Annotated in this window: 20 protein-coding genes and 1 tRNA gene; 12 read left to right on the top strand and 9 right to left on the bottom strand. The window is 63.7% G+C overall.

Annotated elements, in window-relative coordinates; translation table 11 throughout:
• Nucleotides 1-161 precede the first annotated feature (161 nt).
• Together AC0L3B_RS21845 and AC0L3B_RS21840 are read left to right on the top strand one after the other, a co-directional pair.
• Nucleotides 162-971: an integrase gene (locus AC0L3B_RS21845; RefSeq protein ID WP_473381022.1), complete on the top strand. Its 810-nt coding sequence runs from the start codon at nucleotides 162-164 to the stop codon at nucleotides 969-971.
• A complete protein-coding gene (locus AC0L3B_RS21840; protein ID WP_473381021.1) occupies nucleotides 874-1,185 on the top strand; it encodes a tyrosine-type recombinase/integrase in 312 nt (103 codons plus the stop codon). Before AC0L3B_RS21845 ends, AC0L3B_RS21840 begins: the two co-directional genes overlap by 98 nt.
• 61 nt (nucleotides 1,186-1,246) lie before the next feature.
• On the opposite strand, the gene AC0L3B_RS21835 is transcribed toward AC0L3B_RS21840, so the two are convergent.
• The 5 genes from AC0L3B_RS21835 to AC0L3B_RS21815 all read right to left on the bottom strand — a co-directional run bounded on the left by AC0L3B_RS21835 (nucleotide 1,247) and on the right by AC0L3B_RS21815 (nucleotide 5,762).
• A tRNA-Lys gene (locus AC0L3B_RS21835) sits at nucleotides 1,247-1,322 on the bottom strand.
• Between the two features lie 189 nt (nucleotides 1,323-1,511).
• Nucleotides 1,512-2,135, bottom strand: a complete 624-nt coding sequence (locus tag AC0L3B_RS21830) for a Spy/CpxP family protein refolding chaperone (RefSeq protein ID WP_473381017.1) — start codon at nucleotides 2,133-2,135, stop codon at nucleotides 1,512-1,514.
• A 196-nt stretch (nucleotides 2,136-2,331) separates the two neighbouring features.
• Complete coding sequence (locus AC0L3B_RS21825; protein ID WP_085350209.1) at nucleotides 2,332-3,336, bottom strand: TRAP transporter substrate-binding protein; 1,005 nt, start codon at nucleotides 3,334-3,336, stop codon at nucleotides 2,332-2,334.
• Nucleotides 3,337-3,506: 170 nt separating this feature from the next.
• A complete protein-coding gene (locus AC0L3B_RS21820) occupies nucleotides 3,507-5,069 on the bottom strand; it encodes a 2-isopropylmalate synthase (RefSeq protein ID WP_473381016.1) in 1,563 nt (520 codons plus the stop codon).
• 429 nt (nucleotides 5,070-5,498) lie between these two features.
• Nucleotides 5,499-5,762 (bottom strand): hypothetical protein, encoded by a 264-nt coding sequence (locus AC0L3B_RS21815; RefSeq protein WP_018457498.1) that lies wholly within the window; start codon nucleotides 5,760-5,762, stop codon nucleotides 5,499-5,501.
• 276 nt (nucleotides 5,763-6,038) lie between these two features.
• On the opposite strand from AC0L3B_RS21815, the gene AC0L3B_RS21810 reads away from it, so the two are divergent.
• The 10 genes from AC0L3B_RS21810 to AC0L3B_RS21765 all read left to right on the top strand — a co-directional run bounded on the left by AC0L3B_RS21810 (nucleotide 6,039) and on the right by AC0L3B_RS21765 (nucleotide 20,072).
• The gene (locus tag AC0L3B_RS21810) at nucleotides 6,039-7,259 is read left to right on the top strand and encodes an SMP-30/gluconolactonase/LRE family protein (RefSeq protein ID WP_085350211.1); all 1,221 of its coding nucleotides are present in this window, start codon (nucleotides 6,039-6,041) and stop codon (nucleotides 7,257-7,259) included.
• Nucleotides 7,260-7,457: 198 nt separating this feature from the next.
• Nucleotides 7,458-8,642, top strand: a complete 1,185-nt coding sequence (locus AC0L3B_RS21805; RefSeq protein WP_247294795.1) for a calcium-binding protein — start codon at nucleotides 7,458-7,460, stop codon at nucleotides 8,640-8,642.
• 10 nt (nucleotides 8,643-8,652) lie between these two features.
• Entirely contained in the window at nucleotides 8,653-9,756 is a 1,104-nt protein-coding gene (locus AC0L3B_RS21800; protein WP_018457495.1) for an NAD(P)/FAD-dependent oxidoreductase, read from the top strand.
• A gap of 250 nt (nucleotides 9,757-10,006) precedes the next feature.
• The gene (locus AC0L3B_RS21795) at nucleotides 10,007-11,248 is read left to right on the top strand and encodes an ABC transporter substrate-binding protein (RefSeq protein ID WP_026233384.1); all 1,242 of its coding nucleotides are present in this window, start codon (nucleotides 10,007-10,009) and stop codon (nucleotides 11,246-11,248) included.
• 104 nt (nucleotides 11,249-11,352) lie between these two features.
• Nucleotides 11,353-12,228, top strand: a complete 876-nt coding sequence (locus AC0L3B_RS21790; protein WP_018457493.1) for a branched-chain amino acid ABC transporter permease — start codon at nucleotides 11,353-11,355, stop codon at nucleotides 12,226-12,228.
• 1 nt (nucleotide 12,229) lies between these two features.
• Nucleotides 12,230-13,156, top strand: coding sequence for a branched-chain amino acid ABC transporter permease (locus tag AC0L3B_RS21785; protein ID WP_085350215.1), 927 nt, complete (start codon nucleotides 12,230-12,232; stop codon nucleotides 13,154-13,156).
• A complete protein-coding gene (locus AC0L3B_RS21780) occupies nucleotides 13,156-14,637 on the top strand; it encodes an ATP-binding cassette domain-containing protein (RefSeq protein WP_026233383.1) in 1,482 nt (493 codons plus the stop codon). Before AC0L3B_RS21785 ends, AC0L3B_RS21780 begins: the two co-directional genes overlap by 1 nt.
• Before the next feature lie 41 nt (nucleotides 14,638-14,678).
• Nucleotides 14,679-15,920, top strand: a complete 1,242-nt coding sequence (locus tag AC0L3B_RS21775) for an ABC transporter substrate-binding protein (RefSeq protein WP_085350217.1) — start codon at nucleotides 14,679-14,681, stop codon at nucleotides 15,918-15,920.
• A 174-nt stretch (nucleotides 15,921-16,094) separates the two neighbouring features.
• The gene (gene uvrA, locus AC0L3B_RS21770) at nucleotides 16,095-18,608 is read left to right on the top strand and encodes an excinuclease ABC subunit UvrA (RefSeq protein WP_473381015.1); all 2,514 of its coding nucleotides are present in this window, start codon (nucleotides 16,095-16,097) and stop codon (nucleotides 18,606-18,608) included.
• A gap of 153 nt (nucleotides 18,609-18,761) precedes the next feature.
• Complete coding sequence (locus AC0L3B_RS21765; protein WP_018457488.1) at nucleotides 18,762-20,072, top strand: ABC transporter substrate-binding protein; 1,311 nt, start codon at nucleotides 18,762-18,764, stop codon at nucleotides 20,070-20,072.
• Nucleotides 20,073-20,343: 271 nt separating this feature from the next.
• On the opposite strand, the gene AC0L3B_RS21760 is transcribed toward AC0L3B_RS21765, so the two are convergent.
• The 4 genes from AC0L3B_RS21760 to AC0L3B_RS21745 all read right to left on the bottom strand — a co-directional run bounded on the left by AC0L3B_RS21760 (nucleotide 20,344) and on the right by AC0L3B_RS21745 (nucleotide 24,328).
• A complete protein-coding gene (locus AC0L3B_RS21760; RefSeq protein WP_473381014.1) occupies nucleotides 20,344-21,513 on the bottom strand; it encodes a Gfo/Idh/MocA family protein in 1,170 nt (389 codons plus the stop codon).
• 49 nt (nucleotides 21,514-21,562) lie between these two features.
• Nucleotides 21,563-21,874 (bottom strand): septal ring lytic transglycosylase RlpA family protein, encoded by a 312-nt coding sequence (locus AC0L3B_RS21755; RefSeq protein ID WP_007601095.1) that lies wholly within the window; start codon nucleotides 21,872-21,874, stop codon nucleotides 21,563-21,565.
• A 102-nt stretch (nucleotides 21,875-21,976) separates the two neighbouring features.
• Entirely contained in the window at nucleotides 21,977-22,822 is an 846-nt protein-coding gene (locus tag AC0L3B_RS21750; RefSeq protein WP_473381013.1) for a CmcJ/NvfI family oxidoreductase, read from the bottom strand.
• Between the two features lie 405 nt (nucleotides 22,823-23,227).
• On the bottom strand, nucleotides 23,228-24,328 hold the full coding sequence (locus AC0L3B_RS21745) for an LLM class flavin-dependent oxidoreductase (protein WP_473381012.1): 1,101 nt from the start codon (nucleotides 24,326-24,328) through the stop codon (nucleotides 23,228-23,230).
• Between the last annotated feature and the right edge of the window lies 1 nt (nucleotide 24,329).

Genomic DNA, 24,329 nt, shown 5'->3' with positions numbered 1-24,329 from the left:
GGTCGTCCTAGTGGTGTTGTCGTAGCCAAAGTAAGGCTCCAGTTCCTCGCAGAGGAAATGGGCACAGCATATCCGTGCCGAGCGACAGACCCTGAGCGGCGTAGGCGACGCCAAAAACTGCGAGACAGAGGGTGCGGCCTTGGACGAATGGAGGATGAACCGTGCGCGTCGTTCTGAAAGGAATTCATAAGGTCAAGAGACGGCTCGCAAATGGCGAGACGAAAGTACATTGCTACGCATGGCGTGGGGGCCCCGCCATCCATGCGCAGCCCGGTGCGCCAGACTTCGTTCGAGAGTATCACGATGCGCATGCGAGCCTTCGGCAGCCCCGCGCCGGCACCTTCATGACGATCGTTGCGCAGTACAAGGCCGCACCAGAGTTCACCGGACTAGCGGCATCGACCCGTCGTGCGTACCTCGCCTACATTAAGCTGATCGAAGATGAATTCGGCGACCTGCCGGTGGCAGCTCTGGCCGATCGTCGAGTGCGTGGTGAGTTCAAGGCCTGGCGCGACCCGTTCGCCGAGACACCACGTAAGGCGGACTACGCCTGGACCACGTTGGCGCGGATCATGTCGTTCGCAAAAGACCGCGGCATCATCGCGACCAACCCATGCGAGCGCGGGGGCCGCCTCTACGTAGCAGACCGCAGAGACAAGATTTGGACCGAGCAGGACATCGCAGCGGTTCTTGCGATCGCCTTTAGCGAGATCCAGCCCGCCTTAGTCCTGGCGTTGTGGATTGGCCAGCGCCAAGGCGACTTGCTGCGACTGCCCTGGTCCGCCTACGAGAACCCCTACATTCGCCTGCGCCAGTCTAAAGGCGGGCGGCGCGTCGCGATGCCAGCCGGCGCGCCTTTGCGAACCCTTCTCGATATCACCGAGCGCCGAGGCCCCCCTGATCCTGACCAACACGCTCGGTCGGCCATGGACGTCGGACGGCTTTCGCACGTCCTGGGGAAGGGCATGTGAGCGCGCCGGTATCGGTGAACTGACCTTTCACGACCTGCGCGGCACGGCAGTGGTGCGCCTCGCAATCGCAGGCGCCAGCGTGCCACAGATCGCAGCCGTCACAGGTCATTCGTTGAAAGACGTCGAGGCCATTCTCGAAGCGCACTGCCTCGGTCGCGACATTCAGCTCGCTGAAGCTGCGGTGGTGAAGCTCGAAGCGAGAACAAAACTGTAAACGGTGGTGTAAACGGCGCTGGTTTTGCCGTTTGCTCAGCCCGCTAAGTGTTTGAATTATATGGTGGGCGCACCAGGGCTCGAACCTGGGACCCGCTGATTAAGAGTCAGCTGCTCTACCAACTGAGCTATGCGCCCGAAAGGCGGTTAAAGCCTTGCGAGGCCGGTCGTTTAGCAAAGCGATCCGGGTCTGGCAAGCGATGGCGCGTAAGTTTTCCAAGGGTATGCCAAGGCTTTGCCAAGGGTTTGCCCACATCCCCCAAAAAAGCGAAAAGCCGCTGGATTCCAGCGGCTTCGCCAGGGTTGATCGGGGCAACGCTTGCAGGCTCAGAGCCGGCCCTCGCGGTCCCGGTCCGGGCCATCGTCGCGGTCGAAACGGTCGCGGTGGAAGTGGTCCCTGCCGCGCTCCATCATGCGGTCCATTCCACGCTCCATGAAGTGGCGGCGCGGGCCGTCTTCGCCGCCGCCGAACGGGCCGCGGTGACGGGTCAGCACGGCGAGGCGCCGCTTCTGGCCCTCGTCGAGGGTCTTGTAGAGCGGATCGGCGGCATCGGCGATCTTCTTCAGGGCCGCCGACGTTGCGCCCATGTCCTCGGCGCGCTGACGCAGGCGGGCGACCGGATCCTCCGGCCTGACGGCGTCCTTGTTAGCGTCCTTGCCGGCATCGCCGGCGCCGGCATTCATCCGCGCATTGGCGCGGTCGATGCGCAGCTTGGCGAAGTCGCGCACGGCGGCCTCGACCGGCGGCCACAGCTTTTCCTGGTCGGCGTTGAGCTTCAGCCCGGCATGGACGGCAGCGATCCGCGCGTCGACCATGGCGGCGCGGTCTTCCGGGTTCATGCGGATGTGGCGCATGTGCTCGTGCATCCACGGGCGATGATACTGGGCATAGACCGCGCCCGAGCCGGCGATGCTGAGCACGGCGATGGCGGCGATGGTGAATTTCCTCATGCGAACTCTCCTCTGGAAGGATGTCGTGAGGATGAGCGCAGCGCGGCTTGCGCGCAACTTACAACTTGGACAGGGAGCGCGTCCTTTCCAAGATGTAACGCTCCTGAATTTTAGTTCAGTCGCAATCGGAAATCATTCGCAACAAAAAGGGGCTTCCGCGCCCGGCACGGAAGCCCCCATTCATCATCCGTTCAAATCAGTTCGTCGTGCTCTTCGCTTCCTTCTGGAATTCGTCGATCAGCGGCTGGCCGACGCGGCCTGCGGCGTCCTTGTAGACCGGCTCCATGGCCTTGCGCATCGCCTCGTCCTGCTCCGGCGTCAGCTTGATGATCTCGCTCTTGCCGCTCTTCCTGATCTCGGCGAGCGCGTCCTCGTTCTCCTTCTGCGACTGCGTATTGTTGAAGTCGGTCGCTTCCTTCATCGCCTTCGTCAGCTGGTCCCGGATGTCAGCCGGCAAATCGTCCCAGAACTTCTTGTTCACGATCACGACGTAGCCGATGTAGCCGTGGTTGCTCTCGGTGATGTACTTCTGCACCTCGTGCATCTTCTGGGTATAGATGTTCGACCAGGTGTTCTCCTGCCCGTCGACGACGCCGGTCTGCAGCGCCTGGTAGACTTCGCCGAACGCCATCACCTGCGGCAGCGAGCCGAGCGCCTTGAACTGCGCCTGGAGCACGCGCGAGGACTGGATGCGGAACTTGACGCCCTGATAGTCGGCCGGCGTCACCAGCTTCTTGTTGGCGCTCATCTGCTTGAAGCCGTTGTCCCAATAGGCAAGGCCGGTGATGCCCTTCGGTTCGAGCAGCTTGAGTAGCCTGGCACCGAGCGGACCTTCCGTCACCTTCCGCAGCGTCTTCAGATCAGGCAGGATGTAGGGGAGATCGAATACCTCGAACTCGCGGATGCCGAGCGGACCGAACTTGGAATTGGACGGCGCCAGCATCTGCACGCTGCCGAGCTGGAGCGCCTCGAGTTCTTCCTTGTCCTTGTAAAGCGTCGAGTTCGGGTAGATCTCGACCTTGACCTTGCCGCCGGTGTACTTCTCGGCGAGCTCCTTGAATTTCTCCGACGCCTTGCCCTTCGGCGTGTCGGTGGCCACCACGTGGCTGAACTTGATGATGATAGGCGACTGGGCCGATGCCGGCCCGGTCAAGCCAAGTGCCAGGACCGCGATGGACGCAGCGATCGCGAAGGTGCGCATAATCTCTCCCTGTTGTTATTTGGGCCACCGGGCGCGCGGGTGGCCTATGCCGTCAGCATCAATACAGGTCGACATCACCAGCTGCTATTGGTCGTTAGCAGGGCAGCCATTCATGGTGAACGCCGCAAGCACCGCCTCTCCCGCTTCCGGAAGAGGCGGTAGTAGCAACCTCAGCTCGCCGCCGCGGTCGTTACGGTGTCGCGCTGGCGTTTCATGACCATCTTGTTGAGCGCGCCGAGATAGGCCTTTGCTGAGGCCACCAGCGTATCCGGATCCGCCGCGCGCGCGGTCATGGCGCGTCCCTCGTGCGACAGCCGCACCGAGACTTCGGCCTGCGCGTCGGTGCCTTGGGTCACGGCGTGGACCTGGTACAGCTCGAGCTTGGCTTCGTGCGGCACCAGGCGCTTGATGCAGTTGAACACGGCATCGACCGGCCCGTTGCCTTCGGCCTCCTCGATCTTGATCTGGCCGTCGACATCGAGCTTCATCGTCGCGCGCTGCGGGCCATGGGTACCGGCGATCACGGTCAGCGAGGTCAGCTTGATGCGGTCGTGCGAAGCCGCCATCTCCTCGTCGACCAGCGCCTCGATGTCCTCGTCGTAGATGTCCTTCTTGCGGTCGGCCAGCGCCTTCATCCGCGTGAACGCATCTTCCAGCTGGTTCGGACCGAGCTTGTAGCCCATCTCCTCCAGCTTGTGCACGAAGGCGTGGCGGCCGGAATGCTTGCCCAGCACCAGCGAGGACTGCTTGAGGCCGACCATCTCGGGCCGCATGATCTCGTAAGTGGAAGCGTCCTTCAGCACGCCATCCTGATGGATGCCGCTCTCATGCGCGAACGCGTTGCGGCCGACGATGGCCTTGTTGTACTGCACCGGGAACGAGGTCGCCGCCGACACCACCTTCGAGGCGCGGGTCAGCTGCGTCGTGTCGATCTTATTCCAGAACGGGAATTTGTCGTTGCGCACGTTGATCGCCATCACGATCTCTTCCAGCGCGGCGTTGCCGGCACGCTCGCCGATGCCGTTGATGGTGCACTCGACCTGGCGCGCGCCGCCAATGACGCCTGCCAGCGAGTTCGCCACCGCCATGCCGAGGTCGTTATGGCAGTGCACGGAGAACACCGCCTTGTCCGAGTTCGGCACGCGCTCGATCAGCGTCTTCATGAAGTGGGTGTATTCGTCGGGCGTGGTGTAACCGACGGTATCAGGAATGTTCACCGTGGTGGCGCCGGCCTTGATGACGGCTTCGACGATGCGGCACAGATAGTCCATCTCGCTGCGGGTGCCGTCTTCGGCCGACCATTCGACGTCGTCGATCTGGTTGCGGGCGCGCGCGACCATGGCCACCGAGGTCTCGAGCACCTGCTCCGGGGTCTTGTTCAGCTTCACCCGCATATGCAGCGGCGACGTCGCGATCACGGTGTGGACGCGGCCACGCTTGGCGAATTTCACCGCTTCTGCGCAGCGGTCGATGTCGGCCGGATGGGCACGCGACAGACCGGCGATGACGGCGTTCTTGGAGCGGCGGGCGATCTCGCTGACCGCCTGGAAGTCGCCTTCCGAGGTAATGGGGAAGCCGGCCTCGATGACGTCGACGCCCATATCGTCCAGCATCTCGGCGACCTCGAGCTTCTCCTCGAAGGTCATGGTGGCGCCGGGGCACTGCTCGCCGTCGCGCAGGGTGGTGTCGAAAATGATGACGCGGTCCTTATCGGACTTGTTCACGGGGGCCATTTGAATTTCCTTTTGAGCTTTTTGCGCCGTCAGTCTTCTGGGCGCTTGAGGTGTCCGGTGATCTCGACCAACCCCTGAGCGCCCAGGCGCATGGCGCCCAGCCGGCCCTCAGGGGCAAGTAAGAAGAAGCCCGCCAATCAGGAGGGTGGGCAGCAGCGCGGCCGGGATCGCGGCGGCGGCAAGAGCCACCTCCCCCGAAATCCCATCGATTTGGCCGCGAATCAGCATTACCGGACCCTTTGAACCCTCAAACCCTCGGTCAAAACCGTTGACGGTTGGTTGCCGGGAGGCTCGATGCGTCGTTTCTAGACGAGAAATGGCAGCAACCGCAACGCCAAAAGATGGACAGAAGGGCTGACATGATCGCAGCGCCGGATGCGTGACCGGTGCCAATTGTTTGGCCGACCGAACGCCGGCAAGGCGGTCAAGCTATGCCGAGCGGCGAGCGCGAGCCCTGCTCTCCCAGCGGTTCAGCATCTGACCGAGCTCGCTGGTGGCAACCGGCGTAGCCGTGCCAGCGATCGCGATATCGTTGGTGTTGGCTGGTGCGTTGGCACTGAGCCAATCCGGCTCGCTGTACTCACGCCAGCGGCGCGCCTCGGCTCGTCTTTTTCGGGAGACGTAGTCGCGGGTGAAATAGCCGGCCGCAAATGCAATCCCGAGCAGCAAAACCAGTACGACGACAGCGACCACAGTAAACTCCGACTTACGCCCCGAATGACGTTCTGCCAGCATCGCGCAGGAGGTCAAGGCTTGACATTCCCCTGCTTGGCAATGTCCCGAAGACAGCTCCGGTAAACCCCGTCACGCCTGATGAATTTGTCGTTTCCATGTTCGACGTTGCAGCGCTTTGCCGCCCCGATCTCGCTGAGGATGCGTACCTCCCCCTCGCAACCGTCATCGGACCGGACTAACCTTGCCCTGCTCGGCCGGATCAACCGGCTAGCCGAACATGACCGGGAGGACGCGATGACACGCCAAAAGCAGCGTGACCAGGATGCTGCGCTTTCACGACGAACGCTCGTTCAGGGGTTTGCGCTCGGCGCCGCCACTTTTGCCGGCGCCGGCTCCGCGCTGGCCCAGACCGGACCAGCCGCGCCGCCGACGACGATTACCACCCCGCCACGCGATTTCGGTCCCAACGGCGCGCCGACCACCTATTTCTGGGACCCCGATGTCGTCACAGTCGATCCGTCCTTCAACGATCTCGCGCAGCCCAACACGGCGATCAAGCGTCTCTATACGGGTTTGCTGTGGGCTGAAGGCCCGGCGTGGAGTGCACAGGGCCGCTATCTGCTCTGGAGCGACATTCCCAACAACAGGCAGATGCGCTGGAGCGAAGACGACGGTCGCGTCAGCGTATTCCGCTCGCCGTCCAACAACTCCAACGGCAACTCGTTCGACTTCCAGGGCCGTCAACTCTCTTGCGAACATTTGACCCGGCGGGTGACGCGTTATGAACATGACGGGACCGCGACCGTGCTTTGCGACAACTACAACGGCAAGAAGCTGAACTCGCCGAACGATGTCGTCGCCCATCCTGACGGCAGCTACTGGTTTACCGATCCGCCCTACGGCGGCCAGCTCTACGAAGGTGAGCCCGATGCCGCGGGCGGTCCGAGCAATTCCGGCGGCAAGCTCAATCCGCGCATTGGACAGCCGGCCGGCTTCGCACCGGGCAAGCGCGAGCTGCCGACCAATTGCTATCGCATCGATCCTAGCGGCCGTGTCGACCTCGTCGTCACGGAGGAGCAGGTGCCCGACCCGAACGGGCTGTGCTTCTCCCCGGACTTCAAGAAGCTCTACGTCGTATCAACCGGCAAAGGCCCCGGCGACACCGGCCCCGGCGGCAAGGGCGAAATATTCGTGTTCGACGTCGGCGCCGACAACAAGCTCACCAACCACAAGCGGTTCAGCGAGTGCGTGATTGACGGTGTGAAGTGCGGACCGGACGGCGTGCGCTGCGACGTCAACGGCAATGTCTGGGCCTCCAGCAATGCCGGCCGCGCCGTCGGCTACAGCGGCGTGACGACGTGGTCGCCGGAGGGCAAGCTGCTCGGCCGCATCCGGTTGCCCGAAGTGTGCGGCAACGTCTGCTTCGGCGGCCCCAAGCGCAATCGCCTGTTCATGGCGGCGAGCCAATCGCTCTATGCGGTGTACACGGCCACGCAAGGCGCCGGACCGGGCTGAGCCCGCGCGCAAGATCGCAAGCACGGGCGTCGGCGTGGATCGCCGGCGCCCGCGGTTCCCTGATCGCAATCAAATTACGCCGCGGGCAAATCTCCGCCATTAATCCAACGAAGATTGAATCGCGCGGCAAGGCCGCAGCGCGGTGCAAAGGCATGATGCTCTTCGTTCTCGCGCCCGACTTGAACCGGGAGTTGCGCGATGCGCCGTATGCCGAACGACACCATCATCGTCAGCGTGGGGAACCAGCAATTCGTGACGGAGTTCGGAGACCCGGGCCTTCCGAACGGAGGCCGCGGCGGCAGCGACAAGATGATCGCGACCGTCGACGGTGGCAACGCGGTCCTGATATTCGTTGGCGACGACCAGACCCTCCAAGGACATTCTCACGGAGGAGGCGACCATCTCGCCGCGACCGTCACAGGCTTCGGGGACTACGTGTTCCTGGACGGCGATGCGCAGGCGATGTCCGGCGACGCCCATGGCGGCAACGATGTACTTCATGTCGATGCATCGACATCGATCTACGCGTCTCTCGGCATTTTTGGCGATGCCGAAACCGCCATGTCAGCCGACACGGGGGGCGGCAATGACGTCGTCATTGCATCGATGGGAAACAGATCGTCCGGCACGTTCGGCGGAGATTCCGGCAGTTCCATGAGCGATCACGCGCGTGGCGGCAATGATATCCTCAGCGTGACCCAGGGCGGCAGTTACGGCGGCGCTTCAATCTCCGGCGATGCCCTCGTCTCCATGAGCGGCGATGCGCACGGCGGCAACGACATGCTCATCTACACCGTCGGTGCCCCAGCCCGATCCGGCGGCGCGTCTCTGGTCGGAGACGCCGGCTACATGAGCGACGATACCCGTGGCGGCAACGATATCCTGATCGCGACCGTCGACGGCAACCCGGACTCCACGTCCATCGTGCTCGTCGGAGACGCCTCGAACATGTCAGGCAATGCGCATGGCGGAGATGATATCCTCCTCGGCAGCAGCCGCGACGATTTCCTGTATGGCGACGCACAGACCTACGCTCCGTTCACAGCCGGCTCGATCACCGGCGGCAAGGACATGTTGAATGGCGGTGGCGGAAATGACCAGCTCTGGGGCGGACCGAACGACGACAGATTCGTCTTCGACAAAAATTCGGGCCTGGACGTGATCAACGATTTCGACCAGGGCAACAAGGCTGTCGGCAGCACGGCGCGAGAGCATGATTTGATCAATTTGCACGATTACGGCTTCGCAGACTGGGCGGCGCTGAAAAGCCTGATCAGCGATGACAGCACAGGAAACGCGGTGATCCACCTGACGGCGACCGATACGATTACGCTGGCGGGAATCCATACCGCGGATCTCCATGCGAAGGATTTCATTGTGTAAGGGAGCATTCATGCGCGTTGTGATCTGCGGCGGCGGCGTGATCGGCGCCTGCATCGCCTGGTTTCTCCGCCGCCGTGGCATCGAAATCGTCGTCGTGGAGCGGGCGGGCGTCGCGGCCGCGGCGTCAGGCAAGGCGGGCGGCTTCCTCGCGCGCGACTGGTGCGAGGGCTCGCCGCTCGATGCGCTGGCGCGACGGAGCTTTGCGATCCATGCGCAGCTGCCGGAACAGATCGCAGGCGATTGGGGCTATCGCCCGATGACCGCTTATAGCGGCTTCGTTGCCGCCGATGGCCACCCGCGCCGGGATGCACCGTCCGCGCTCGGCTGGCTCAGCAACGGCGTCATCATCGCCCAGCGCATCGGCACGATGGAGACCGCCGCGATCGTTCACCCCAAAAAATTCACCGCAGCCGTGATGAACGCGGCGCTCGCGGAAGGCGCCGAGTTTCGTCCCGGCCAGGTGACCGGCATCATGCGCGATGCGAACGGCACCACCGCGACGGGCGTCGAGGTCGACGGCGGCATCGTCGAGGCGGACGCCGTCGTGATCGCGATGGGACCATGGTCGCTGCTCGCGGCGCAATGGATGAGCCTGCCCGCCGTCTACGGCCAGCGCAGCCCGAGCATCGTGTACGACACCGGCACGGATGCGCCGGCCGATGCGCTGTTCCTGGAGTATGAAGAGAATGGCAGTGCCGTGTCGATCGAGGTCTTTCCTCGCGCCGACGGCAGCACGCATATCACCGCTCTCTCCGACATCGCGCCGCTTCCGCTCGATCCGGCGGCCGTGACGCCGGACAAGGACGCGATCGCGCGCCTGCAAACCATGTCCGAGCGGCTGTCGCCGCTGTTCCGCTCCGAGAGGATCATTGCGCAACAAGCCTGCTTCCGGCCGGTGACACAGGACGGCCTGCCGCTGATCGGCAAGGTGCCGCGAAGTGAAGGTCTGTATGTTGCGACGGGGCACAATGTATGGGGCATCCTGAATGCGCCCGCCACGGGCGAGGTCATGGCGCAACTGATCGCGGAGGGTGCGACGCGCAACGTCGACATCTCGCCATTCGATCCGGCCCGGCTCGCGCCGCTCGATCCATCGCTGCTGCAAGCGCGCTGAGCCGACGCGACGGCATCGCAATTCAGCGTTCCGGTTGCTGTGCGCCCGCGATAGCTGCGCATGCCTACCGACGAAATCTGCATGCCTCCGCGTGAAACGGGTCCGACAGCTTTCCTGCCCGCTATTGCCCAGCGCTAGACTTTAGGTCGTGCCTCACAATCCTGAACGCGGTTTCACTTGCCGAGAATGTCTCCGCCGGTATAGTCGCGGCATAATGGCTCATAAGAGGCCTGTTAAGGGAGAGAACAAGATGAAGAAACCGCTCTCTGTTGCGTTGCGAATAGCACTCGGTACCGCCGCGGCCGCTGTGTTGATGACGTCAGGCGCGGCGCTTGCGGCCGACCCGATCAGGATCGGCGTGATCGCGGAAGCGCAGGCGATTGCCGGCGCCTCCATCCCCCAGGCGGCACAGCTCGCCGCCGACGAGATAAACGCCAATGGCGGCGTCGACGGCCGCAAGATCGAGATCGTCTCTTACGACAATCATTCCTCCTCGGCAGATTCAGTGCGCGCCTTCCAGCGCGCGGTGAACGAGGACAAGGTCAATGCGGTCATCGCCAGCTACATCAGCGAAGTCGTGCTGGCACTGGAGCCCTGGGCCTCGCGGCTGAAGACGCCGTTCGTCACGCCCGGTGCCGCCTCCAACGAGATCAGCAAGAGCGTCCATGCCGACTACGAGAAGAACAAGTACACCTTCCACGGCTATCTGACCTCCGCCGCGCTGGCGCTTTCCGTCTGCGACGGCGCCAAGGACCTGCTCGTCGACAAGATGCACATGAAGACCGCGGTCATCATGAGCGAGGACGCCGCCTGGACCAAGCCGCTCGACATCGGCTACGAGGAATGCCTGCCCAAGATCGGGCTGAAGGTGCTCGACCACATCCGCTTCTCGCCCGATACCACCGACTTCACGCCGATCTTCAACAAGATCGAAGGCTCCAAGCCCGACGTGATCATCACCGGGATCTCCCATGTCGGCGTGCAGCCGACGGTGCAGTGGAAGAACCAGCAGGTGCCGATCCCGATGTTCGGCATCTCCTCGCAGGCCACCAACGAGACCTTCGGCAAGGACACCAATCAGGCGGCCGAGGGCGTACTCTACCAGGGCGTCTCCGGCCCAGGCGTCGCGGTGACGCCGAAATCAGTGCCGTTCGCCGAAGCCTTCAAGAAGAAGTTCGGCAACTATCCCTCCTATGCCGGCTACACCGCCTATGACGAGGTCTACTACATCGCCGATGCGGTGAAGCGCGCGGGCTCGACCGACGCCGACAAGCTGGTCGCCGCTCTGGAGACGACCGACTGGGAAGGCACGATCGGCCGTGTCCAGTTCTACGGCAAGGACGATCCGTTCACGCACTCGATCAAATACGGCAAGGGCCTGATCACCGGGCTGATGCTGCAATGGCAGGACGGCAAGCAGAGCGCGGTCTGGCCCAAGGAAGTCGCCAAGGTCGACGTCAAGTTCCCGAGCTTCATCAAGCTCTCGAACTAGCAGGACACGCTCCCGGGACCAGCTCCCGGGAGCTTCCACATGCGGCCCCCGCAGCACGTTGCTCCAGCAACATCGTCTCTCATAAATCGGATTGCCAACCCTAGATGCGTGCTTTCCAGATTCTGATCGATGGCTTTGCCATCAGCGCTCTCTATGCTCTCGGTGCCACCGGCTTCACGCTGATCTTCGGCGTCTCCGGCGTCCTCAACCTCTCCCACGGGGCCATCATGGTGGCGGCAGCGGTGGCGGCCTGGGCTGCCGCCAGCATCCTGAATGTCGGCACCTATGCCGGCGCACTGATCGGCGTCGGTGTCGCCCTCCTTACATCCTTTGCGACCTATTTCGCGGTGGTGAAGCCGATCCAGGATTCCCGGCGCATCCCGAATGAAGAGAAGGAGATCTTCGTCCTCACCGGCACGCTGCTATGGGGGATCATGATCCAGGAGGTGATCGCTTATTTGTTCACCAACAACGCCAAGACCGTGCTGCCGATCGTCGAGGGCGTGGTCGAGATTCTCGGCGTCCGCACGCCCAGGAACGAGATCTTTACCGCGATCGTGTGCTGCTTCGTCATCGCTCTGTTGTGGCTCCTGGTGAACCGCACCCGCACCGGCAAGGCGGTGCTGGCGGCCTCGATGAACCCACGCGGCGTCACCCTGCTCGGCCTCGAGCTCACCAACATCTACGTCGTGGTGTGGGCGATCTACGGCATCCTCGCCGGCATCGCCGGCGTGCTGCTCGGAATGTTTCTCGGCGTCAGCTCCTACAGCGTCGGACCGCTGACCGCGAGCGCGTTCTCGATCGTCGTGCTCGGCGGCCTCGGCAGCGTCTCCGGCTCGCTGATCGCAGCCTTCGTGGTCGGCTATCTCGAAACGCTCACGGCCTATCTGGTCTCGCCAGCCTACCGCACCATTCCGGCGCTGCTGCTGCTCGTGTTCGTGATGTACATCCGGCCCCAGGGCCTTCTGGGGAGGCGCTGAGATGGCCAGCTTCTTTACGACACGCCTGTTCTTCATCTCATTCGCGCTCGTCGTCATCGCGGCGACGCTGCCGCTCTACGTCTCCGGCTACGTGCTCGGGCTTCTCACCGTCGCCTTCTATTTCGGCGTGTTCGCAATGGCGTGGGACCTGCTGTTCGGCTTCGCCGGCGAGGTCAATTTCGGGCCGACCTTCCTGATCGGCGTCGGCGCCTACACCGCCGGCATCCTGAATGCCCAGTTCGGCTGGTCAGTTTATCTCTGCATCGTGCTCGGCGCGCTCGCCTCCGTCATCGCCGGCCTCGTGCTGGCGCTGCCGGCGCTTCGGGTGCGCGGACCGTATTTCGGCCTGACCACGCTGGTCGCGGTGCTGATGCTGCAGAATTTCATCGTGGTGTTTGCCGACCTCACCGGTGGCGAGATCGGGCTGACCATTCCCGACGTCATCTCGATCAACGCCGGCGTCAATTATTGGATCGCGCTCGGCTTCATGACGATCTCGGCGGCGATCCTCTATGGCCTGTCGCAATCGCCTGTTGGCCTGGTGCTGCAAGCCAGCGGCCAGGATCCGGTGCAGGCCGGCGCGCTCGGCTTCAACATCGTCAAGCACAAGCTCGCCGCCTTCATCGTCAGCGCGTTCTTCTCAGGGCTGTCAGGCGCGCTGCTGGTGTTCTATTTCGGCACCGCCTCGGTCGGCACCGTCGTCGACGTCGCGGTCGGCGTCAACGTGATCGTCTCGGCCGTGCTCGGCGGCCGGCGTACCGTGCTTGGCGCGGCGCTGGGCGCGATCTTCCTGATCGTCGCCGGCGAGTTCCTCAGGCCCACCGGCGAGCTTGCGACCTTCATCGTCTCGGCCGTCGCGCTGCTCGTCGTGCTGTTCTTCCCCGGCGGCTTCCTCGGAGCGGCCCTCTCGCGTGAGGCGCGCTCGTGATGGATATGCGATCTTCAAACCGGGCCGTGCTCGAAGTCCGCGGCCTGACCAAGCGCTTCGGCGGATTGACGGCGGTGAAGAACCTGGGCTTCGAGGTCAATAGCGGCGAGATCTTTGGCCTGATCGGCCCGAACGGCTCGGGCAAATCGACCGCGATGAAGAGCGTCATGGGCATCGAACGCCCGACATCAGGCGAAGTCGTATTCGAGGGCGAGAACGTCGCGGGCTTGCCGGCGCACAAGATCGCGCGCAAGGGCTTTGGCATGGTGTTCCAGCATTCGCGACCGCTGAACCGGCAGACTGTGCTGGAGAACATCATGGTCGCGCTGCTGCCGGACAGCCTGTTCATGCTGTTTCCGGACAAGGCGCTGCTCGAGCGCGCCAAATGGATCGCCGATCGCGTCGGGCTCGGCAACGTGATGAACCGCCGCCCGCCGACGCTGCCCTTCGCCGACCTGCGCCGGCTCGAGCTGGCAAAGGCTATCGCGCGCGATCCCAAGGTCGTGCTGGTGGACGAGCCCTTTGCCGGGCTGACGCGGGCCGAGGTCGAAATGTTTTCCGACCTGATTCGCAGTTTCCGCGACGAGGGCCGCGCGGTAATGCTGGTCGACCACAACGTCAAGAGCGTCGCGGCGCTGGTCGACCGCGTGCTCGCGATGTACCTCGGCGAGGAGATCGTCACCGGCAAGGCCGAGGACGTCATGAAGAACGAGACGGTGCGGCGGGTCTATCTCGGCGGCGCCATCGAGACCCATGCGCGGCCCGAGACCAGCTTCAAGGACAAGGTGCCGCTGCTCCAGGTCGAGAATGTCAGCGTGTTCTACGGCAAGGCGCAGGCGCTGGAGAACGTCTCGATCCACGTCCATGAGGGCGAGTTCGTCTCGATCGTCGGTCTCAACGGCGCCGGCAAGACCACATTGTTCAACACCATCTCGGGCTTCCTGCCCTACAGCGGCGAGATCGTGCGCAACGGCGAGAAGCTGCGCGGCACGACACCGGCGAAGATCGCCCGCAGCGGCCTCGTGCAGTGCCCGGAATCGCGCGAGCTGTTCGGCGAGATGTCGGTACGCGAAAATCTCGACCTTGGCGGGCAACATCTGGCCGACGACAAGCGCGCGGCACAGCTCGCCTGGCTGTTCGAGCTATTCCCGATCCTGAAAGAGCGTCAGGGCCAGATGGCGCAAACGCTCTCCGGCGGCGAGCAGCAGATGCTTGCGATCGGCCGCGCGCTGATGATGCAGCCGCAGATCCTGATCCTGGACGAGCCGACGCTGGGCCTCGCCCCCGTCATCCTCGAACTCCTGTCCAAGGCCCTAACCAGGCTGCGGCAGACGACATCGATCACGGTGTTGCTCGGCGAGCAGAACGTGACCTTCGCGCTTCCGCATGCCGACCGCGTCTATGTGCTCGAGCATGCAAGGATCGTCTGGGAGGGCGATCCGGGCCGCTTCGCCGCGGAGGCTGGCGCCGATTTTCTCTAGTTCGCCCATACCAACAACAAAACAAGCAAAAGGAAACGACCATGCGACCATCGAAGAGTTTGAGCGGCAGCTTCCTCCTCGCCTCCGCGCTGGCGCTGTGCCTTGCTGCTCCCGCCTATGCGCAGTCGAACGATCCTATCAAGATCGGCGTCATCGCCGAGGTGCAGTCGATCGCTGGTGCCGCGACGCCCGGCGGCGCGCAGATCGCCGCCGACGAGATCAACGCCAAGGGTGGCATTCTCGGCCGCAAGATCGAGATCGTGACCTACGACAACAAGAGCTCCTCGGCGGACTCGGTGCGCGCGTTCCAGCGCGCGGTGAGCGAGGACAAGGTCTCCGCCGTGATCGCGAGCTATATCAGCGAGGTCGTGCTGGCGCTCGAGCCCTGGGCAGCGCGGCTGAAGATGCCGCTGATCACCCCCGGCGCCGCCTCGAACGAGATCACCAAGGCGATCCATAACGACTACGAAAAGAACAAATACACCTTCCACGGCTATCTGACCTCGGCCGCACAAGCGCAGCTCGTCTGCGACGCCGCCAAGGATCTGCTGGTCGACAAGCTCAAGTTCAAGACGGCCGCGATCATGAGCGAGGACGCCGCCTGGACCAAGCCGCTCGACGTCGGCTACGAAGCCTGTCTTCCGAAAGCAGGCCTCAAGGTCGTCGAGCACGTGCGGTTCTCGCCCGATACCACCGACTTCACGCCGATCTTCAACAATATCGAGGCCAAGAAGCCGGACGTGATCGTCACCGGCATCTCGCATGTCGGCGTGCAGCCGACGGTGCAGTGGAAGAACCAGCAGGTGCCGGTCCCGATGTTCGGCATCAGCGCGCAGGCGCTGAGCCCGACCTTCTGGAAGGACACCAATGGCGCCGCCGACGGCGTCCCGTCGCTGGCGGTCGCAACGCCCGACGTCGCCGTCACCTCCAAGACGAAACCGTTCGCGGCCGCCTTCAAGGCCAAGTTCGGCTCGCCGCCGGCCTACACCGGCTACACCGCCTATGACGAGGTCTACTTCATCACGGAGGCGATCAAGCGCGCCGGCTCGACCGATCCGGACAAGATGGTCGCTGAACTCGAAAAGACCGACTACGAGGGCACGATCGGCCGCATCCAGTTCTACGGCAAGGACGACGAGTTCACCCACGGCATCAAGTCCGGTCCCACGACCGTATCCGGTCTGGTCTTCCAGTGGCAGGACTCCAAGCAGGTCGTGGTCTGGCCCGAGAAGATCGCGGAGGGCAAGCTGAAGTTTCCGAGCTTCGTGAAGCTGTCGCAGTAACACCCACGCTGGGGCACCAGGGCCCCGTCCCGAGCGCCCCATCGCCCTTGCATGGCCCGTCGCTTCAATCGCGGCGGGCCTTCGCTTTGTGCAGAACGCAACCGGTGCGCTGGCATCTGTGGACCCATCCTGCGATCCTGCCGTTATCTCCCATGCGTGGGCCGGAGCAGCGAGATGGACGACCGATCAAGACACCCCGATGGCCTGATGCAGGATGACGGCTTCGTTCGCGTGCGGGGCGCGCGTGAGCACAATCTCAGGAACGTCGACGTTCGCATTCCGCGCAACGCCCTCGTCGTGTTCACCGGCGTGTCGGGCTCCGGAAAATCCTCGCTCGCCTTCGGGACGGTCTACGCCGAGGCGCAACGGCGATATCTGGAATCGGTGTCGCCTTACGCGCGGCGCCTCTTCCACCAGATGCAGATCCCTGAGGTGGACGACATCGAAGGCCTACCGCCCGCCGTAGCGCTCCAGCAGCAGCGCGGCGCGCCGACGACGAGGTCGTCCGTCGGCAGCGTGACCACCATCTCGAACCTGCTCAGGATGCTCTATTCCCGTGCCGGCGATTACCCGCGCGGACAAAGGATGCTCTATGCGGAATCGTTCTCGCCGAACACGCCGGAAGGCGCCTGCCCGACCTGCCACGGTATCGGCAGGATGCTCGACGTCACCGAGAAGTCCATGGTGCCCGACGACACCTTAACCATCCGCGAGCGCGCCATCGCGGCCTGGCCGAGTGCCTGGCAGGGACAGAACCTCCGGGACATCCTGACCACGCTGGGCTACGACGTGGACAAGCCCTGGCGTGAGCTGCCCAGGAAGGACCGCGACTGGATCCTGTTCACGGAGGAGCAGCCGACCGTTCCGGTCTATGCCGGTTACGACTTGGCCGAAGCCAAACGGGCCCTGCGCCGCAAGGAGGAGCCGAGCTATCAGGGCACGTTCACCGGCGCCAAGCGCTACGTGATGCAGACCTTTGCCAAGTCCGAGAGTGCGATGATGAAGCGCCGCGTCGCGCAATTCATGATCACCCAGGACTGCCCGACTTGCCATGGCACGCGATTGAAGCCCGAGGCGCTCAAGGTCAAATTCGCCGGACTTGATATCGCCGAGATGTCTCATCTGCCGCTCAAGAAGCTACAGGAGATGATGAAGCCGTTCGCAAAAGCTTCGACGGATAACGCATCGGAGAAGACCATCGTCGCCAGGCGGATCTGCGAGGATCTGTCGGCGCGGCTGGCCGTCCTGCTCGATCTCGGCCTCGGCTATCTCGCTTGCGAGCGCAGCACGCCGACGCTGTCGCCGGGCGAGTTGCAGCGGCTACGACTTGCGACCCAGGTTCGCTCCAACCTGTTCGGCGTCGTCTATGTGCTCGACGAACCGTCGGCAGGTCTGCATCCCGCCGACACCGAGGCGCTGCTGCGGGCGCTGGACCGGCTGAAACACGCGGGCAATTCGATCTTCGTGGTCGAGCACGAGATCGAGGTGATCAAGCATGCCGACTGGCTGGTGGATGTCGGGCCTGATGCCGGCGAAGGCGGCGGGAACATCCTCTATAGCGGACCGCCCTCAGGACTCGGGCAGGTCGCGCAATCGCGAACCGCCCATTATCTCGCGCATCCACGAAAGCCGCTGCCGATGGTCCGCCGCCAGCCGAAGGCGCATCTGAAAGTCCGGGGTGTGACCCGGAATAATCTCCGCGGCCTCGACGTCGATATCCCGCTCGGCGTTCTCGCCAGCGTGACCGGCGTGTCGGGCTCCGGCAAATCGAGCCTGATCAGCCAATTCCTCGTCGATGCCATGGCGGAGCATCTCGGCCATGCACGGGCTGCGGACGCGGACGACGATAGCCTGGCACCCACGGTCGAGACATTGGGCGGCGAGATCGTCGCCGGCCTCGACCAGGTCGATCGTCTCGTCGTGGTGGATCAGAGGCCGATCGGCCGCACGCCGCGATCCAACCTTGCAACCTATACCGGCCTGTTCGACCACGTCCGGAAGCTGTTCGCCGTGACGCCGCAGGCAAAGTCCCGCCGCTACGATGCCGGGCGCTTTTCCTTCAATGTCGCGAAGGGCCGATGCAGCACCTGCGAAGGCGAAGGATTTGTCTGCGTCGAGCTTCTGTTTCTTCCCAGCGTCTATGCGCCCTGCCCGACCTGCAAGGGCGCGCGCTACAATGACAAGACGCTGGAGGTGAAGATCCGCGGAAAATCCATCGCGGATGTGCTGGCGATGCGCGTCGACGAAGCCTTCGAATTCTTCCACGAAGATCCAACCCTCAACCGGTCCCTATCGGTCGTCCGCGAGGTCGGGCTCGGCTATATTCGTCTCGGTCAGTCCGCCACCGAATTGTCGGGCGGGGAAGCCCAGCGCATCAAGCTTGCGACCGAGCTCATGCGGCCGCAACGCGGTCACACGCTCTATGTCCTGGACGAGCCGACCACCGGTCTTCATCCCAGGGATGTCGAGCGGCTGATCGCCCAACTCGAGCGCATCGTGGACGCCGGCAACAGCGTGGTCGTGGTCGAGCACGACATGGATGTCGTCTCTCATAGCGACTGGATCATCGACCTCGGTCCCGGCGCCGGCGAGGAAGGCGGCCGTATCGTGTCGTCGGGGACGCCGCGAGAGGTCGCCGCGGCCGGCGGGAAGACCGCTGGCTATCTTGCCCGTCGCTTGAAACAGTAACGGGCGCGCTCATCACCCATTTCGCAATTGCGTTCTGCGTCGCGGAGACCGGACCCCGACTTTCGCCATGTTGACTTTCCGCCGCCCCGCTCCCCATACTTCGAAAAAGAATAACAAGACCAAATCATAAGACGATCTTTGAGGGAGGATAGGATGCCCACTTCACGCAGGCAGCTGCTGAAGAGCTCGGCGGCTGCCGCCGCCGCACTCAGCCTCGATTGGACACGGGCCCAGGCGCAAGCCGAGAATTTGCGCATCGGCTTGATCTACGACCTCACCGGTCCGTTTGCCGCCGGCGGCTCGGTCGCCTCCTCGGTCGGCGCGCAGATCGCCATCGACCTCGTCAACGAAAAGGGCGGCATCGGCGGCAAGACCAAGATCGTGCCGGTCGCGGCGGACTCTCAGAGCAAGGCCGACGTCGCCATCAACGAGGCCGAGCGGCTGATCAGCCAGGAAAAGATCGACATCATCAACGGCGTCTATTCCAGCGCGCATGCGGTGCCGATGGCGGCGAAGGTCGAGCAGCAGAAGAAGATCCTCTGGATCACCACCGCGGTCTCGACCGCCGTGTTCAAGGACAAGAACCTGCAATATGTGTTTCGCGCGCAGATCCATTCCGATCAGTACGGCCAGGCCTTCGCGGGCTTCGTCGCCGAGCACGCGCAAGGCAAGCTCGGCATGGACCCGAAGGACGTCAAGGTCGCGCTGATCCACGAGGACGGCCCTTACGGCGTCGGCGTCGCGGCGGCCGACGAGGCCTATGCCAAGCAGGCGGGCATCCAGGTGGTGATGCGCGAAGGCTATTCGGCTTCCGCGCCCGATCTCTCGGTGCTCGTGACCAAGCTCAAGCGCGCCAAGGTCGATGTGATCTCGCACGCCGGCTACAACCCCGACATCACCCTGTTCCTGCGCCAGGCCCGCGAGAGCGGATTGCGCTTCAAGATGCTGTTCGGCGCGGGCGCCGGCTACAGCCAGCTCGACAAGCTGCGCGCGACCTTCGGCCCCGACATCGACAATTTCTGCAACATCGATCCGGTGCCGGCGCAACTGCTCGATGCCTCCAAGCTCGCGCCTGGAATCGGCGACCTGACCAAGACCATGGTCTCGCGCTACCAGGCCAAGACCAGCGCCACCGACGTGCCGCCGCATTGCTCGATGGGTTTCAACCAGACCTGGATCTTGCTCAACAACGTGCTGCCGGTCGCCAAGGAGAAGTACGGCAGCTTCGAGCCCGAGGCCATTCGCAAGGCCGCGCTCGACGTCGACATTCCAGCCGGCGGCACCATCCAGGGCTATGGCGTGAAATTCTTCCCGCCGGGCACGCCGATGTCCGGCCAGAACGAGCGCTCGACCCCGGTGGTGATGCAGAATGCCGGCGAACACATCTCGGTGGTGTGGCCGACGAACATCCGGACGCGGGACCCGGTGTTTCCGCTGCCGAAGGGCTCGACCTACGGGACGTGAGGCTACGCGCCGCGCCGACGGCGCACCCGCTCCCCTTGCTTGCGGGAGAGGGTGGCTCGCCGCGAAACGGCGAGACGGGTGAGGGGTTGCCTCCGCGAGCAAACCTCTCTCATTTGAAACCGCGGAGAGAACCCCTCATCCGGCGCTATAGCCGAAGCTACGCTTCGGCGTTCTTGAGAACGGCGGCCGAAGGCCGCCTATGCCACCTTCTTCCGCAAGGGGAGAAGGATTGGCACCGTGCCTGCGGCTAGCTCAGTGAGTTCATCACGCCCTACATCACCACCCTTCGTCCCTCCTCCGCCGCCCAGTATCCCGCGTAGTTCACCTTGATTGTCTCGTACGCCAGCGCGAGGTCCGACAGCGGCTGCCGTCCCGTCGCGGCGCATTCCATGAAGTCCTGGATCTCCTGGAGATAGCCGCGCGTCCACTCCTCTTCGAGGCAGACATATTGCCAGCCGGTTTTGCGGTCGACCTTCTCGGTGATGTAGACGGAGGCGAGTTTCTCCTCGGAGGTCTGGTAGCTCATCAGATGATCATTCGGCGTGATGTTGGCGAACAGCGAGCCGCCTGACGTGTAGGTCTCGATCAGATTGCGCACGCCGCCCATGATCATGTCGCCGGAGAACACGGTGGCCTTGGTGCCGTCCGAAAACGTCGCGGTCAGCGTGCCCCAATCCTCGACGTCGACAGGATTGGACTTGATGTAGGTGCGCTCCTCCGGCTTGAGGACGGCCGTGACATTGCCGACATCGCCGCTGACGCTGGCGACGCGGATGGTTTCACCGCGCGCCTTGGCCTCGACCTGCTTGAGATACAGCACCGCCGAGAGCGGATGGCAGCCCATCCGGATCAGCGAGCCGCCCCCGGTCATCGCCCATTGCGCGGCATGGGCCGCATGCGAGCCGGAATGGCTCTCCTCGCCCTTCATGAACAGGATTTTGTCCTTGGTCGCTCTCAGAATCTCCGCGGTCTTGGTCACGGCCGGCGCGTAGATCCAGTCCTCGGCATACATGAAGAGCTTTCCGGTGCGCTCGATCGCGGCACGCGTGGCGTCCATCTCTTCCAGCACGCGCTCATACATCAGCGCCTTCGGCACATGCTTGCCGATCGGCTGCCGGTCGCCGTCGCGGCCGAAATAGCCGGCGAACGGCTTTTCGCAGATCACGTGCTTGCCGACCTGCATGGCGGCGACGATCATCCCCGCATGAAGATTGGGCGGCGTGCAGATGTCGATGACATCGAGCTCGCGATCTGCGATCAGCTCGGCGAAGCCGCGATAGACCCGTTGGATCTGGTGGCGGCCGGCGAATTCGACGACGTGGTCGCCGCGCGCAGCGACCGCCGCGACCTCGACATCCACGCCGTAGACTCGCCGGAACGCATACATATGCAGCTCCGACACGAAGCCGCAGCCGACGAGTCCCACCCTGATCCTGGCCATAGCGCCCCCCGACCCATGCTTTAGGCAGCACTATAGCGCGCCGGCGGACCTATTCCACCGAGACCCGCACCACGCCGGCGCTCATCATGCCCAGCGCCTTGGCAGCCGGTACCGAGAGATCGACGATGCGGCCGCGGATGAAGGGGCCGCGATCGTTGACGCGGCACTGAATCGAGCGGCTGCCGTAGGACACCCTCAGCACGCTTCCGAACGGGCGCGTCCGGTGCGCGCAGGTCAGCTCGCCTTTCCCGGCTTTTCCGTATCCGTAATAGGAGGCAAGCCCGCTTTCGGCCTGAGCAAAGGAAACTGCAGAAAGCGAAAAAGTAGCAAGGCAAGAAAATAACGTGGTCTGCGCTCGCACGGCACCCCTCCGGGTTGGCCTGCCCCCGGCGCAAACGTTTGGCGGTTCCCGCGGGTTCCTGAGCCACTGCCGGGCCGCGCCCGGCAGTGCCATCACAGTTTGTTACTGTTTGTGAAACACCAGTGTGCGGACTTCGATGCTCTCGCGCGGCGCGGCATCGGCCGGCGTGGTCGGATCGACGAACGCGGTGTGCGGCCCGAAGCGGGTGCGGCCGTCGGTCGCGGAATCGTAGCACTTCAGCAACAGCGCCTCGTCCGGTGTCATCTCGGGGAAATAGAACCAGCGATGGTTCGGATTGTATTTCACCGAATAGGTTTCGCCGCGACGGTTGGGATAGATCAGATCCGAGGCAACGAGGTCGTCGGGCGCCACCGTCGTGCCGTCGGCCATCGCCAGCGGCGAATCTCGCAAGGGACCGCGGATCGGCCGCCACAGATTGATCACCTGGACGCGGCCCTTCAGCAACTCTTCGGCCTCGTCGGGCAGATGTTCACGCACGCGGTTGGCGCCTGAGACGACGGTCTGGTCGACGTGGACGCGCGTTGCCGGCTGACGCGGGCCACCGTCGCGGATGTCCGCGGCACCCTCAACGCGCCTGCGCACGGTATGGTCGAAGATGACGACGCGGTCGGCTTTCAGCGTTGCGCGCAGGAAGGCCTCGACGGCGGGATAGTAGACCGCCTTGATTTCCTCCTCATTAGAGAAGTCCTTCACCTGATGTGGATGCCGCACCAGCGCAAAGCCTTCGCGGTCGAGCGAGATGTTTTGTGCGATCAGCCGGGCATCGAAGATCGGTACCTGATGCGGCTCCGGCAATGACGTGCTTTTGGGCTCGCCAGGCGGTGGATCGAAGGCGTAAGTGCGCGGCTTGCCCGAAACCGGCGCGAGGTAATTGAGTTCAGCGGTGACGAAGGGAAGCGATTCGATTTTTGTTTCTTGCAGGCCCATTGCCGGTCTCCCGATGTGGTCGTCTGGATGATTTTTGAGGACACCGGGCGTGCTGCAAGGGAGTTGGTGCAAATAGCAATGCGAGTGCTGTCGCTGACATGAAACGCAGAACAAACGCATCGCGAAATCCGGCCGGGTTGGAATGCGCTCTGCCCGCTTCACGGATGCTTGAGAGCCTTTTGAGATCTCGTGCCCCGGACGCAGCGCATCACGCAGTGGTACGCTGCTGAGCCGGGGCCTATCTCACCGGGAGCATCTGTGCGGCATGGGTCCCGGCTCTGCGCAGTAGCGATCTCGGCCGCCTCGAGCTTCTGCTTGATCAGACCCCAGTGAAGGTAGAGGTCGATTTCGCTCTGCTCGTCCGCGACCAGCCGAACATTATCGCGTCGGCCAGCATGAGACGGATCATTCCGCCGCCTCGCCGCGAACAGCCTGGCGCTTGGCGATCAGCTCGCGCGTCAGCGGGATCAGCTCGCGGCCATACTCGATGGCATCGGGAAGCGGATCGAAGCCGCGGATCAGGAAATGGCTGACGCCGAGGTCGTAATAGTCGCCGAAGACCTCGGCGACCTGCTCGGGCGTGCCGACCAGCGCGGTGGTGTTGCTGTTGGCGCCGGTAAGCTTTGCGATCTCGGTCCACAGCCGCGTGTCGATGCGGCTGCCCTGGTCGGCGAGCGAGAGCAGGCGCCGCGCACCGGCGGTGGCATGGCCGTCGGCGGGCTTGCGATAGCCGGTCTTGTCCTGGAACGCGGTGGCGCGCGCAAGAATCTCGTCCGCCTTTTCCCAGGCCTGCTTCTCGGTCGGAGCGATGATCGGCCGCACCGAGAGGCTGAAGCGCGGCGTCCGACGGCCCTGCCTGACGGCCGCATTGTGAACCCGCGAGGTGACGTCGCGCACCTGCGCATAGGATTCACCCCACAGCGCAAAGGTGTCGGCATGCTTGCCTGCGACGTCGATCGCAGCGTCAGAGCCACCACCGACGAAGGTGTAGATGCCGGCCTTCTGCAGCGGCTTCACCTGCGAAAAGCCGTTCTCGACGTTGTAATACTTGCCGCTGTAGTTGAACGGCTTCTCGCTGGTCCATTCCAGCTTCACCACGTCGAGAAACTCGCTGGTGCGGGCGTAACGCTCGTCCTTGTCGTCGAGCGTATTGCCGTCCTGCCTGAGCTCGGCTGCATTGCCACCGGTGATGACGTGGAGCGAGACGCGGCCTCCATAGAGTTGGTCAAGCGTCGCAAGCTGCCGCGCGAGCAGCGTCGGCGCGGTAAAGCCCGGCCGCTGCGCAATCATCACTTTCAACGATTTGGTGATGATCAGCACATGCTGGGCGACCTGGAGCGCATCCGGCGTGGTCGAATGGAACGCCAGCAGCGCGCGATCGAAACCCGCGAGCTCATGCGCCTTCGCCACCGTCTCGATATAGGCGGGATCGAGCACCGGACCCTGGCGCACGATGGTCTCGGAAGCATTGCTGTTGGCGATAAAGCCGATGAACTCGACCGACATG

This window comes from Bradyrhizobium sp. Kon56, from assembly GCF_055807635.1.
The sequence above is the reverse complement of the archived record's forward strand: the minus strand, read 5'-3'. Positions and strand labels throughout refer to the sequence as shown.

Excerpts from the sequence above, each read along its gene's own strand:
- AC0L3B_RS21830 (WP_473381017.1), bottom strand. The coding sequence starts at position 2,135 with ATGAGGAAATTCACCATCGCCGCCATCGCCGTGCTCAGCATCGCCGGC.
- AC0L3B_RS21825 (WP_085350209.1), bottom strand. The coding sequence starts at position 3,336 with ATGCGCACCTTCGCGATCGCTGCGTCCATCGCGGTCCTGGCACTTGGC.
- AC0L3B_RS21820 (WP_473381016.1), bottom strand. The coding sequence starts at position 5,069 with ATGGCCCCCGTGAACAAGTCCGATAAGGACCGCGTCATCATTTTCGAC.
- AC0L3B_RS21810 (WP_085350211.1), top strand. The coding sequence starts at position 6,039 with ATGACACGCCAAAAGCAGCGTGACCAGGATGCTGCGCTTTCACGACGA.
- AC0L3B_RS21805 (WP_247294795.1), top strand. The coding sequence starts at position 7,458 with ATGCGCCGTATGCCGAACGACACCATCATCGTCAGCGTGGGGAACCAG.
- AC0L3B_RS21800 (WP_018457495.1), top strand. The coding sequence starts at position 8,653 with ATGCGCGTTGTGATCTGCGGCGGCGGCGTGATCGGCGCCTGCATCGCC.
- AC0L3B_RS21795 (WP_026233384.1), top strand. The coding sequence starts at position 10,007 with ATGAAGAAACCGCTCTCTGTTGCGTTGCGAATAGCACTCGGTACCGCC.
- AC0L3B_RS21790 (WP_018457493.1), top strand. The coding sequence starts at position 11,353 with ATGCGTGCTTTCCAGATTCTGATCGATGGCTTTGCCATCAGCGCTCTC.
- AC0L3B_RS21785 (WP_085350215.1), top strand. The coding sequence starts at position 12,230 with ATGGCCAGCTTCTTTACGACACGCCTGTTCTTCATCTCATTCGCGCTC.
- AC0L3B_RS21780 (WP_026233383.1), top strand. The coding sequence starts at position 13,156 with ATGGATATGCGATCTTCAAACCGGGCCGTGCTCGAAGTCCGCGGCCTG.
- AC0L3B_RS21775 (WP_085350217.1), top strand. The coding sequence starts at position 14,679 with ATGCGACCATCGAAGAGTTTGAGCGGCAGCTTCCTCCTCGCCTCCGCG.
- uvrA (WP_473381015.1), top strand. The coding sequence starts at position 16,095 with ATGGACGACCGATCAAGACACCCCGATGGCCTGATGCAGGATGACGGC.
- AC0L3B_RS21765 (WP_018457488.1), top strand. The coding sequence starts at position 18,762 with ATGCCCACTTCACGCAGGCAGCTGCTGAAGAGCTCGGCGGCTGCCGCC.
- AC0L3B_RS21760 (WP_473381014.1), bottom strand. The coding sequence starts at position 21,513 with ATGGCCAGGATCAGGGTGGGACTCGTCGGCTGCGGCTTCGTGTCGGAG.
- AC0L3B_RS21750 (WP_473381013.1), bottom strand. The coding sequence starts at position 22,822 with ATGGGCCTGCAAGAAACAAAAATCGAATCGCTTCCCTTCGTCACCGCT.
- AC0L3B_RS21745 (WP_473381012.1), bottom strand. The coding sequence starts at position 24,328 with ATGTCGGTCGAGTTCATCGGCTTTATCGCCAACAGCAATGCTTCCGAG.